The sequence below is a fragment of the Nonomuraea zeae genome, from assembly GCF_005889725.1.
GTDB classification, from domain to species: Bacteria; Actinomycetota; Actinomycetes; order Streptosporangiales; family Streptosporangiaceae; genus Nonomuraea; species Nonomuraea zeae.
Map to the genome: position 1 here is coordinate 1 of NZ_VCKX01000342.1, position 12,035 is coordinate 12,035.

7 protein-coding genes are annotated in these 12,035 nt (G+C 73.0%); 2 read left to right on the forward strand and 5 right to left on the reverse strand.

Annotation, left to right across the window (positions count from 1 at the left end):
• On the forward strand, window positions 1-247 hold a 247-nt coding region (locus ETD85_RS65195; protein ID WP_206059458.1), incomplete at its 5' end, for a hypothetical protein.
• Between the two features lie 161 nt (window positions 248-408).
• Here the strand turns inward: ETD85_RS65195 and mppR are convergent.
• From mppR to mppP, 3 genes are read right to left on the reverse strand one after another with little or no spacing between them, the layout of a single operon-like run.
• Entirely contained in the window at window positions 409-1,227 is an 819-nt protein-coding gene (gene mppR / locus ETD85_RS53560; RefSeq protein WP_138697561.1) for an enduracididine biosynthesis enzyme MppR, read from the reverse strand.
• Complete coding sequence (locus ETD85_RS53565; RefSeq protein WP_138697562.1) at window positions 1,218-2,408, reverse strand: aminotransferase-like domain-containing protein; 1,191 nt, start codon at window positions 2,406-2,408, stop codon at window positions 1,218-1,220. Before ETD85_RS53565 ends, mppR begins: the two co-directional genes overlap by 10 nt.
• Window positions 2,409-2,413: 5 nt before the next feature.
• The gene (mppP, locus tag ETD85_RS53570; RefSeq protein WP_138697563.1) at window positions 2,414-3,556 is read right to left on the reverse strand and encodes an enduracididine biosynthesis enzyme MppP; all 1,143 of its coding nucleotides are present in this window, start codon (window positions 3,554-3,556) and stop codon (window positions 2,414-2,416) included.
• Between the two features lie 296 nt (window positions 3,557-3,852).
• On the opposite strand from mppP, the gene ETD85_RS53575 reads away from it, so the two are divergent.
• Complete coding sequence (locus tag ETD85_RS53575; RefSeq protein WP_170247341.1) at window positions 3,853-4,575, forward strand: thioesterase II family protein; 723 nt, start codon at window positions 3,853-3,855, stop codon at window positions 4,573-4,575.
• On the opposite strand, the gene ETD85_RS53580 is transcribed toward ETD85_RS53575, so the two are convergent.
• Both ETD85_RS53580 and ETD85_RS53585 read right to left on the reverse strand, forming a co-directional pair.
• On the reverse strand, window positions 4,544-5,869 hold the full coding sequence (locus tag ETD85_RS53580; protein WP_138697565.1) for a serine hydrolase domain-containing protein: 1,326 nt from the start codon (window positions 5,867-5,869) through the stop codon (window positions 4,544-4,546). The genes ETD85_RS53575 and ETD85_RS53580 overlap by 32 nt on opposite strands.
• Window positions 5,870-5,878: 9 nt before the next feature.
• The coding region (locus tag ETD85_RS53585) for a non-ribosomal peptide synthetase (RefSeq protein WP_138697566.1) at window positions 5,879-12,035 on the reverse strand (6,157 nt) is incomplete at its 5' end.

The following is a 12,035-nucleotide window of genomic DNA, read 5'->3' on the forward strand; positions in this document are numbered from 1 at the left end:
GGGTGGGCGTCACGCTGGGTTCCTCAATCTGCTGGAAGGGTGCGAGCTGGCGCAGATCGCCGGTGACCGGCGTACGGAGGCCAAGGCGCGGTACGCCTTGGCCTCGGAATATGTCAAATGCGGAGAGATGACGCTGGCGGCGGCCGAGTACACGACAGCCCGGGCGCTGTACCACGCGCTCGGCGACGACGTGGGGGCCGCCCGCGCTCAAGAAGGGTTGGCGAGCCTCGCACGAGCGGTGCCCTAACACATTCCCCAGGGCGGGTCGTACTGCGTGCACTGAGAGGTCGTCGTTGCGTTGGCGGCGACGGTTCCGAAGCTCAGGAGGGCGAAGAGGGCGATGAAGGTGGCGGCGATCGCTTGTCTTGATCTCATGGTTGGATCCTTTACGGGGCCGCTACCTCTGGCCTATCCCTGCACTGCCTCACCTGCGAAAAGCATCCGGCCGTGGCACAGCGTCTCGGCGTAGGAGAAGACGAAACCGCTGCCCACCTGGAGCGGAGCGAGCGTGGCGAGATCGTCGGGGAGGTCGTCGGCGAAGTGCAGGCTCGCCTCTCCCTCCCAGATCTCGCCGAACTCCACGTCCTTGACCTCTGAGGCGACCAGTTGCGACACCGGCTCGTCCGCCGGCGCCCAGGCGGGGAAGTGCCGGGTGTGGACGAGCGGCACCGTGTGCAGCAGGGGCGGGTCGCCGCCCCGGACGGTCAGGGTGACGCTCGCCTTGGCGATGCGGGCGCCGTACTGGGAGGCGACGCCGCGGAAGACGCCGCCCTCGGCCAGGTGCGGGCCGGTGCGGCCGATGGGCTTCGGATGGGTCAGGTGGACGGCGCCGAACTGTTTGGGCATGCCCTGGATCCAGCCACGGGCCATCGGGATGGCCTCGTCCACCCAGGCGTAGGGGCAGCGCGCCATCGGGCGCCCCTCCGCCGAGCAGCCGAGCAGGATCAGGAACTCGTTGAACTGGTTGCGCGCGGGGTCGTCGGCCTCCTTCTCGGTCTCCGAGCGCCAGTGCCAGTGGGCGAAGACGGCGGCGGCGGCCCCGGGATCCGGCCCGGGGTCCACCCCGGGTGGGAAGAAGGCCGCCGCCGCCTCGGGGTCGGCGCGGTACTCGACCATGATCACGTCCCCCGAGAAGTACCACGGGGGCGGGCTGACCATGGCCGCCCGCCCCGAGGGCGACAGCGGAAGGCTGTATCCGCGGAGTTCCGGCGGTTCTGTCAGGTGCATGAATGTGTCCGATCTGTCGGGTTCCAGGCCGCGGCCAGCCTGTGTGCCGCGGCAGCCAGTCTGCGGGGCGAGTTGAAGCTGAAGGCCAGCCTGATCCCGGGGCTCGCGGTCCGGCCGAACCGCGAGCCCGGATTGACGATCACGCCCGCGTCGCGGGCGCTGGTCAGCAGCGCCTGCTCGTCCTGCCCGCCCTCCGCGTTCAGCCAGAGGAAGAAGCCGCCTCCCGGCCGGTCGAACGTGAACTCCTCCCCCAGGCCGGCCCGCAGGGTGTCGACGAGGACGTCCCGCCGGGCCCGCAGGCAGGACCTGAGCCAGTTCAGGTGCCAGTCGTAGGACCCGTTCATCAGCAGGGTGGTCACCGCGAGCGAGGCCAGGTGGTTCGGCGAGCCGCCGCTGTCGAACACCCCGTGGGCCTGGATCCTGGCCACCGTCCCCGGATCGGCCGCCAGCCAGCCGAGGCGCAGGCCGGGGGCCAGGGACTTGGAGAAGGAGCCCAGCCGGATCACCCCGCGGTATCCGGACAGGCCGGCCATGGAGTCAGGCATGCCGCTCCGGCCCAGGGCCAGCTCCGCGTACGCGTCGTCCTCGACGATCATCGCCTCGTGCCGGGACGCGACCTCGATGAGCTCGCGCCGCCGTGCGGACGGCACGAGGATCCCCGTGGGGTTGTGGAAGGTCGGGTTGAGATAGACGAACGTCCGGCTCCCCCCGGCCGCGCCGAGCTCCCGGTCCAGCGCCTCCGGCACCATGCCGGATGCGTCCATGGGGACGGCCCGCAGGCGCAGGCCGCTGTCGGAGAGGATGGCGTGGCCGAGGTCGTAGCCGACCTGTTCGACGAGGACGAGGTCGCCGCGCCGGAACAGGACGGCCGCGATCAGGTGGAGCGCGTGGGACGTGCCGGAGGTCACCATGATGTGGTCGGGCGTGCACGGAGGGCCGAGGCGGTCGGCGAGCAGCGTCCGCAGGGGCAGCGCCCCCGCGTTGGGGCCGTAGCTGAGCGCGGCCGAGCCGAACTCGGCCAGCGCGTCGGCGTAGGCCTGGCGGAGGAGGTCGACCGGCAGCAGCGCCGGCTCCAGGTAGCCCGGGCCGAGGTCGAACGTCTTCGGCGGGGCCACCTGCTGCACCACGTCCGGGTACCACCGCCTGTGGTGGGACAGTGGTCCGGCCAACTCCCCGGCCATGCCGATCAGATCTCCGACAGGACGGTCCGCAGGGTCGCCGCGCCGATCGCGAGCGCCGCCGGCGGCCGGGCCAGGGCGATGCGCAGGATGCCCTCGCCGCGGGCGGAATCGGCCCAGAAGAACTTCTGGCAGGGCAGGGCGAACACGTTGTGCTCGCTCAGCGCCGACCATACGGCCAGGTTGGAGCGGGACCCGATGCCGACCCGCTCGACGCTGGCCCGCGAGTCCGGATCGAGGAACTCGACCTCGGGCAGGTCGGCCAGCGCCGCGCGGACCAGCGCCCGGTTGCCGGCGATGAAGTCGTGCAGCTCGGCCAGGCCGCCGCCCGCGGCGTCCTCGGCGAAGCGCCGCACCATCGACATCACCAGCGGCGACACGCCGAGCAGGATGTCGGAGTACACCTTCTCCAGCGGCAGGCCCACGTGCTCGGGCGAGACCAGCCAGCCGATCTTGAGCTCGAGCGTGGGCCACAGCTTGCCGGTGTCCTCGATGACCACCCAGCGGCAGCCGCTCTCCTCCAGCACGGCGTAGTGGTCGTAGTGGGCACGGGTGTCGAACCCGCGGAAACACGTGTCCAGCGCCAGCACCACGTCGTACATGGCGCACTGCTCGGCCAGGATGCGCAGCCGCTCCTCGGACACCACGCGGCCGGTCGGGTTGTTGGGCGTCGTGACGAAGATGGCGCCGACCTGGGTCATCAGATAGGGGTCGAACTCTCCTTCGTGCAGGACCTCCTCCTCGACGGGTACGAGCCGGAGGCCCACGCCGCGGAGGATGTCGGGGATGTTGTCGAAGGTCGGGTGGATCAGGCCGATCGCGTCGCTCACGCCGGCCAGGGACCTGGCGAAGATCTCCATGGCCACCGACGAGGAGTAGCAGGCCAGCACCCGGCCCTCGCCCCGGGGATAGCTGTGCTGGCCGAACAGGCCGAAGAAGGCGCTGCGGGCGTCGGCCTCCACCTCGCTCACCGGCCGCTTGATGGCGTCGGCCCACAGGCTCGGCAGCTCCTCGATGATCCTCGACTGGCTGGGGGTGAGCTCCTGGCGGGCGTGGCCGTCGGACAGGTTGAGTGGACTGTTCAGGGCCAGGTATTCGTACTGGGTGAGATTCCCCATCTCGATCAGCGGCGGACTCTGTATCACGGTCATAAAGCACCTCGCTCAGCAGTGGAATAACACTGATAATAGCTGTCGAAAGAATCACCACAAGGGCTCGGAAATGGCGACCTGCGTATTTTCCGTATAATTCAAAAATGTGGACTCGGATCACTGCGGAGGAGACGATACTGCCCTGGCTGCCTGCGGATTCTCCCGCGCGCTGCCCCGCCCGCGACACTTCCGACCCGAGAGGGCGACCGATGAGGAAAATGGCCGGCAACCAGGCCGTGAAAATGACGTCCATCAGCGGATGGGACGTCCGCTGGGGCATTATTCAGCAGCCGCGGATGCGGCTTTTCTGCGCGCCCCACGCCGGCGGCGGCGCGGGCGTCTACCGGACGTGGGCGCGTTTACTCGCGCCCGAGATCGAGGTGGTCGCCCTGCGGCTGCCGGGCCGCGAGATGCGCTACGGGGAGACTCCCTACACCTCGGCCGAGGAGCTCGTGCCCGAGCTGGTGCGGGGCGTCGCGCCGCTGCTGGACCGGCCGCACGCCTGGTTCGGCCACAGCATGGGCGCGCTCATCGCCTTCGAGAGCTGCCGGTGGCTCCGGCGCACCGGGCTCGGCGAGCCGGCCAGGCTGCTGGTCTCCGGCCGGTCCGCGCCCCAGCTGCCACTCCGCGGGCGGCTCGTGCACGACGCGCCCACGCCGGAGCTGGCGCGGTGGCTGCGCGCCACCGGCGGGACGCCTCCGGAGCTGCTGGACGACCCGGCCCTGTTCGAGGCCCTGCTGCCGATGCTGCGCGCCGACATGACCGTCGCCGAGACCTACCGCTACCGTCCAGAGCCGCCGCTCGCCTGCCCGATGTCGGTCTTCGGCGGCAGCGACGACGAGTACGCCACCCCCGAGGAGCTGCGGCAGTGGGACCGGCAGACCACTGCCGAGTGCCGGACGCGCCTCTACCAGGGCGGCCACTTCTTCATCCACGACATGAAGGAGCAGATCCTCCCCGTGATCGGGGAGGATCTGCTGGAGAGCGTCAGCCATGGCGCCGGGCCAGCCGGCCGGTGATCTGCACCAGCTCGATCGTCCCCGAGCCGGGATCGCGGAGGAAGCGGCCGATGTAGGGCATCGACCCGGCGTCCGAGCCCTCCGTGGTGAAGCGCAGGTCCTCGAAGCAGCGCAGCCGCCACCGCGGTCCCGACCCGACGGACAGGTACAGCCCGCCGTCCGCCGCCTCCACGGCGCAGGTCCAGGAGCCGTTGGCGTACCGGCCCGCGCATCCGGTGTTCGCGGGCGCGTCGCCCGACAGGGGCGTGCCCGCGCCGGCGAGCGCCCCCAGGGGGTAGTGGCCGACGTCCAGCCCGGCTGCGCGCAGCTCCTCCACCAGCGCTTCCCACAGGGCGGCGCCGTTGCTGCCGTTGGTGGTCAGCGCGACCGCCGCCCCGGTCTCCGGCTGCACCCGCAGGTGGCACCAGGCGCCGTCGCCGGTGCCGTCGTGGCCGAACCACGTCCCCGACGCCGTGGCGTACAGGGACCAGCCGAGGCCCCAGCCGTCCGCCAGGCCGAACGCGCCCGCGGACAGGCCGGAGAGCTGGTCGCGGCGCATCTCGGCGGCGCTCGCGGGGTCCAGCAGGCCGGGGCCCTCGTGGCCGGGCAGGTGCAGCGCGGCCAGCGCGAGCAGATCCGACGCGCTCCCGGCCAGCCCCGCGACCGGCTCCTCCAGCGCGGTCACCGACTGCTCGGCGATCGGCAGCGCCACGCCGCCCGGCCGCACCACGTGACCGTCGGCCGCGGGCCTGCCGCCCGCCGCCCGCCGGGCGCCGACCGCGAACAGCGGCTCGATGCCCAGCGGGCGCAGCAGGAACGACTCCACGGCCGCCCGCCAGCTCATCCCGGTGAGGTCCTCGATGAGGTGCGCCACCAGGAGGTATCCGGCGTTGGAGTAGGAGAAGGCGGAGCCTGGCGGATGCACCGCGCCCGCGGTCGTCTCCGCCCAGCGGCGGCGGGTCAGGCCCGCCGCCGATTCCTCCACGTTGGCCGGGAACCCGGCCGAGTGGCTGAGCAGCTGGCGCAGGGTCGCCCGCCCCGCCCCGGGCCGGAGCCCGGGCAGGTAGGCGGCCAGCGGCTCGTCGAGGTCGAGGTCGCCGTCGGCGACCAGCATCATCGCCAGCGTGGCGGTGAACGGCTTGGTGAGCGAGCCGAGCGGGAACGCCGACCGGCCGGTGACCGGGCGGCCGGCGCCGCTGCTCTCCTCACCCGCCTCGGCGGTGAACGTCCGCCCCCGCCACCGTACGGCGAGCTGCGCTCCGGGGACACGGTGCCGGCGCAGCAGGGGCGCCAGCCGTGCGGTGATGTCATCCACGTACGGGCCTCACCTTTCGATCGTCGGGTCGCAGGAGCGGGCGATCGAGCGCAGCGCGGCCAGGAAGTCCCCGGCGACCCGCTCGACGGTCCCCCTGTCGTGCAGGGCCTCGGAGTAGTGCCAGTCGAAGGCGAGCGCACCGCCCTCGGCCGCGCCGACCACCTCCAGCAGGTGCAGCACCCGTTCGCCGGGGTCCTGCTCCTGGCCGACGGTGTCGTGGAAGGCGTGGTAGAGGGACCTGCCATCGGTCCTGGTGATCTCGTCGATCTGGCTGTGGTAGTTGAACAGCACCTCGGGTGAGCGGCGCCCGGCCAGCTCGGTGTCCCCGAGGTGGCGCAGCGCCCCGTAGCCCAGCCCGTTGCCGGGCACGGCACGCAGGGAGCGGCGTACGGACCTGACCACGGCGGGCCAGGCCGGATCGGCGAGGGCGGGCATGTCCAGCAGGACCGGATAGGAGCTGGTGAACCAGCCGACCGTGCGGGACAGGTCGATGTCGTCGAAGATCTCCTCCCGGCCGTGGCCCTCCAGCTCGATGACGAGCCGGTCCTCGCCCGTCCACCGGCACAGCGCCCAGGCCAGGCCGCTGAGCAGCACATCGTTGACGCGGGCACGGAAGACGCCGGGGGCCAGGTGGAGCAGTGCCGCCGACTCGCGCTCGTCCAGGGAGACCCGCAGGATCCGCCGGGAGGAGACGACGTTCTCGCCCTCGCGGTCGATCGGCAGCGGCGTGCTCTCCGGCACCGCCGACCAGTGCGCCACCTCCTCGCCGAACCCGCCGCCCGCGACGTGCTCGACCAGCCGGCGCGCCCACTGCTGGAACGACGAGGTCTTGGGCCCCAGGTCCACGGGCTCGCCTGCCGCGGCCTGCCGGTAGGCGGTGTCCAGGTCGTCGTTGAGCACCCGCCAGGACACGGCGTCCACCACCAGGTGGTGCACGGTGATGAACAGCCACGGCCGCCGGCCGGGCCCGAGGTCGAACAGCAGCGCCCGCAGCAGCGGGCCGCCGGCCAGGTCCATGGACGAGTCGGCCGCCACGGCCAGCGCGTCCATCGCGCCGGCCAGCTCCTCCTCCGGTAGCGCCGACAGGTCGTGCCGGCTCAGCACCTCGGCCGACTCCTCCGGCGCGTTGTACTGCGTCCAGTGGCTGTCCTCCCGCACGAAGCGCATGCGCAGCGCGTCGTGCTGCCGGAGGACGGCCGCCAGCGCGGTGCGGAGTGCGGCCTCGTCGACGCCTTCCGCAAGCTCGGCCAGCACGGACTGGACGGTGTGGTGGGGGGCCACGGTGTGCGTGCTCAGGAACTCCCGCTGGATCGGGGTCAGCGGCACCTCGCCCTCGACCGGCGCCTGCGCGGCCTGGGCGGGCGCGCCCGTGCCTGCCGCTGTGCCCGCCACTGTGCCCGCCGCTGCGGCCAGCTCCTCGACGGTCTGGTGGCGGAACAGGTCGCTGGAGTAGATGGGCAGGCCCGCCTGCCGGCTCCTGAAGACCACCTGGATGCTGAGGATCGAGTCGCCGCCCAGCTCGAAGAAGTTGTCCCGCACGCCGACCCGCTCGACGCCCAGCACCTTCGCCCAGATGGCGGCCATGGCCTCCTCCGCGGGCGTGCGGGGGGCGAGGTAGGGCCGCCCGGCCTCGTCCTGGCCGGGCTCCGGCAGCGCGCGCCGGTCCACCTTGCCGTGGGAGGTGAGCGGGAGCCGGTCGAGCACGACGAACGCCGCGGGCACCATGTACTCGGGCAGCCGGCCGCCGACGAAGCCGCCGAGCTCCCGCGGCTCGATCCCGGTGCCCGCCTCGGCCACGACGTAGGCCACCAGGCGCCGGTGCCCCGGCTGGTCCTCGCGGACGACGACCGCGGCCTGGGCGACCGCCGGGTGCCGGGTGACCGCCTGCTCGATCTCGCCCAGCTCGATCCGGAAGCCGCGGACCTTGACCTGGTCGTCGGTCCTGCCGACGAACTCCAGGGTGCCATCCGATCGCCACCGCATCAGGTCGCCCGTGCGGTACATGCGCGATCCCGGCGGGCCGAACGGGTCGGCCACGAACCGCTCGGCGGTCATCGCCGGCCGCGCCCAGTAGCCGCGGGTGACGCCGTCACCGGCGATGTAGGCCTCCCCAGCGACGCCGGCGGGGACCGGGTTCAGGTCGCCGTCCAGCAGGTAGATCCGGGCGTGGGCGACCGGCCGGCCGATGGGGACGGTGCCGTCGCCCGCCGCGATCTCGTCCACGGGGAAGCAGGACGCGGTGACCGAGCACTCGGTGGGGCCGTAGGCGTTGACGATCTCCAGGCCGGGCAGCGCCTTCTTGACCCGGGCGCAGTGGGCGGGCGACAGGGCCTCGCCGCCGACGACGACCTTCCGCAGCCCGGACAGGATGCCCGGATCGGTGTCGGCGATGGCGTGGAAGAACCCGGCCGCGAACGACATCGCCGACACCCGGTAGGTCCGCAGGAAGTCGTCGAGCTGGTCCACCGAGCGGAAGTCGCCGGGCTGCACCACCAGGCAGGCCCCGGTGAGCAGCGCGTTCCACAGCTCGTTCTGGGAGGCGTCGAAGGAGATGGAGTGGTGCTGGGCTATGGTGCCGGCGCCGCCGAAGGTGTGCGCGCCGGAGGCGAGCACCAGCCGTACCAGGCCCCGATGGGTGAGCATCGCGGCCTTGGGCTGCCCGGTGGAGCCGGAGGTGTAGACGAGCACCGCGAGGTTGCCGGGGGTGACGGCGGCCTCGGGGGCGGTGTCCGGATGCCGGCCGATGGCCTCGGCCCGCTCGTCCAGGCAGATGACCTCGGCCTGGGTGGGGGGCAGCCGGTCGGCCAGGCGGGACTGGGTGATCAGGACCGGGATCGCGGTGTCGCGGGCCATGTAGGCCAGCCGGTCGCTCGGGTAGAAGGGGTCGAGCGGCACGTACGCGCCGCCCGCCTTGAGCACGCCGAGCACCGCCGTCACCATGTCGAGGCCGCCTTCGAGGCAGATCCCGACGGGCACCTCCGGTCCCACGCCGTGCCCGGCCAGCTCGTGGGCGAGCCGGTTCGCGCGGGCGTCGAGCTCGGCGTAGGTCAGCCGCTCGCCGGCGCACACCACGGCGGGCGCCTCGGGGACGCGGCGGGCCTGCTCGGCGACGAGGTCGTGCAGGCAGCGCTCCGGGTAGCCGCTCGTGCTGTCGTTCCACTCCACCAGGAGCCTGCGCAGCTCGGCCTCCCCGGCCACTGGCAGGGCCCGCAGCGGCCGGTCCGCGCCGGTGACCATGGCGTCCAGCAGGTGCAGCAGGTGGTCGGCGAAGCCGCGCACGGTGTCCTCGTCGAACAGTCCGGGGTCGTAGCCGAGGCGCATGGCGAGCGTGTCGGTCATGTGGGCGACGCAGGTCAGAGCGTAGTTGGAGGTCTCCACGCTGGTCAGCTCGCGGATGCTCAGCCCGTTCCGGCCGGCCGCCTGGTCGTCGTAGGGGAAGTTCTCGAACACCACGGCGCTGTCGAACAGGTTGCTGCCGGGCGGCATCTCGCTCCACTGGCGGACCTGGGCGAGCGAGACGTACTCGTACTGGCGGGCGTCCACCTGCTGCTCCTGGATGCGGCGCAGCCACGTCAGCACGTCGAGGTCGCGGTCCACGCGGACGCGGGCCGGGAGCGTGTTGATGAACAGGCCGATCATCTCGTCGGAGCCCGCCAGGTCGGCGGGGCGGCCGGAGACCGTGGTGCCGAAGCACACGTCCCGCTCGCCGCCGTAACGGGACAGCGCCGCCGCCCAGGCGCCCTGGATCAGGGTGTTCACGGTCACGCGGGCGTCGCGGGCGAAGCGCTCCAGCCGCCGGGTGCGCTCGGGCGGCAGCTCCAGCTTCAGGCAGGCGGTGTCCCGCGACTGGTGGGCGCGGACCGGGGGCCGGTCGTACGGCAGCGGGCTCGGCGCGGTGAACCCGGCCATCGTCCGGGTCCAGTACCCGGCCGCGGCGCTCTCGTCCTGCTCGGAGAGCCAGCGCAGGTAGTCGTGGTACGGCCGCCGGGCCTTGGGCGGGGTGACTGGCCCCCCGGTGAGGGCGGCGTGCTCCTCGAACACCTCCGACAGCACGTCGGCGAAGCTCCAGCCGTCCAGCAGGATGTGGTGCGATGACCACAGGATCTGCACGCTGGTGTCCGACAGGCGGGCGATGTGCAGGCCCATGAGCGGCGGGGTGGCGAGGTCGAGCTCCTCGCGGGCGCACTCCTCCCACAGCAGCCGCGTGCGTTCGCGCTGCTCGTCCGGGGCGAGCCCGCGCCAGTCGTGCTGGGTGACGGGCAGCAGGACGTCGCGGTAGACCACCTGGAGCGGGACGCCCACGTCCTCGCCGGTGACGGCGGTGCGCAGGATCGTGGTGCGGTCCACCACGCGCTGGAAGGCGGCGGCGAGCGCCGTGGGGTCGGCGACGCCGTCGAGCACCAGGCCGAAGTGCGTGTAGTAGATGTCGCTCTCGTGCTTGCCGAGCGAGTGGAAGAGCAGCCCGCTCTGCATGGGGGTGAGCGGGTAGACGTCCTCGACGGACCGGCCGTCGCCGGCGATCGCGTCCACGCCTTCCTGGTCGAGCCCGGCGAGGGGGAAGTCCGACGGGGTGCGCCCGCCCGCGCCGGGGGTGGCGCAGTGCTCGGCGATCTCGGCGAGGGCGGCCACGAACCGGGCGGCGAGCCGCGCGATGGTCTCCTCGTGGTGGATGCCGGCGGCGTACTCCCAGTCGAAGGCGAGCCGGCCCTGGCGCACCATGCCGGTGATCTCGATGAGGTTCTGGCGCGGCAGGTCCGGGCTCCGGTCGGGGACGGGGCTGGGCAGCCAGCCGCGGATCAGGCCGTCGTCGCCGGTGGTCAGGTCGAACCGGCCGTGGTAGTTGAACCCGACCTGGCAGCCGCGGCCGGTGCCCAGCGTGCCGCCGGGGGCGAGGTAGCGCAGGACGCCGTAACCGAGGCCGGAGGCGGGGACGGCGCGCAGCCCCTCCTTGACGGCCTTGAGCACGCTCCCCCAGTCCCGCCGGGCCGGCAGGGTCAGGGCGACGGGATACAGGCTGGTGAACCAGCCGACGGTGCGGGAGAGGTCCACGTCGTCGAACAGGTCCCCGCGGCCGTGCCCCTCCATCTCCACCGGGACGGTGTCGCCGCCGGTCCAAGCGGCGAGGACCGTGGCCAGGGCGCTGAGGAGCACGTCGTTGATCTGGGTGCGGTAGACGTCGGGCACGTCGCGCAGCAGGGCGCGGGTGGTCTCGGCGCTCAGCCGCACGGTCACGGTGCGCGCCGCGCCGACGGTGTTCTCCCCCTCGCCGTCCACGGGCAGCGGTGGCGCGTCCTGGATGCGCCGCTCGGCGGCCGTCCAGTACGGCAGCTCGGCGTCGAACCTGCCGGCCGAGGCCGCCTCGCTCAGCCGGGCCGACCAGTCGCGGTAGGAGCTGGACCTGGGCTCCAGCCCGCGCCCTTCGCAGGCGGCGGCCAGGTCGCCCAGCAGCACCCGCCAGGAGACGCCGTCCATGACGAGGTGGTGGACGGTGACGAACAGGCGGGCCGCGTGGCCGGGGCCGGAGGTGAACAGGACGGCCCGGATGAGCGGGCCGGTGTCGGGCCGCATCCCGCGCTGCGCCTCCAGGACGGCCGCGCGCACGGCGCGCTCCCGTCCGGCGTCGTCCAGGTCCGCCAGGTCTACCGCCCGGAGCACCTCGGCCGTCTCGGCGGGCGCGTAGCGCTGCCGAAGGCCGCCGCCGGTGTGTTCGACGCGCAGCCGGAGCGCGTCGTGGTGATCGAGCACCGCCGCGAACGCGGCGCGCAGGGCTCCGGGGTCGGCGTCGGGAGCGAGCTCCAGGAACATCGACTGGTTGAAGTGCGTCGCGCCATCGGGGAACTCCTCGTGATACCAGTGCTGGATGGGGGTCATGGGGACGTCGCCGACGGCCGGGAGCGCGGGCGTGGCCGGCGCGTACTCGGCGGCGGCCACGGCGGCCAGGTCGGCGATGGTCTGGTGCCGGAAGATCTGCTTGGCGGTCAGGCTCAGGCCCGCGCGCCTGGCCCGGGAGACGACCTGGAGGCCGAGGATCGAGTCGCCGCCGAGAGCGAAGAAGTTGTCGTCGACGCCGACCTCTCCGGGGGACGCGCCCAGGACCTCGGCCCAGATCTCCGCGAGCGTGACCTCGGCGGGGGTGCGGGGGGCCGCGACGCGGCCGGCCGCGGCG

Coding starts and splice junctions, on each gene's coding strand:
- mppR (WP_138697561.1), bottom strand. CDS start 1,227: ATGCACCTGACAGAACCGCCGGAACTCCGCGGATACAGCCTTCCGCTG.
- ETD85_RS53565 (WP_138697562.1), bottom strand. CDS start 2,408: ATGGCCGGGGAGTTGGCCGGACCACTGTCCCACCACAGGCGGTGGTAC.
- mppP (WP_138697563.1), bottom strand. CDS start 3,556: ATGACCGTGATACAGAGTCCGCCGCTGATCGAGATGGGGAATCTCACC.
- ETD85_RS53575 (WP_170247341.1), top strand. CDS start 3,853: ATGCGGCTTTTCTGCGCGCCCCACGCCGGCGGCGGCGCGGGCGTCTAC.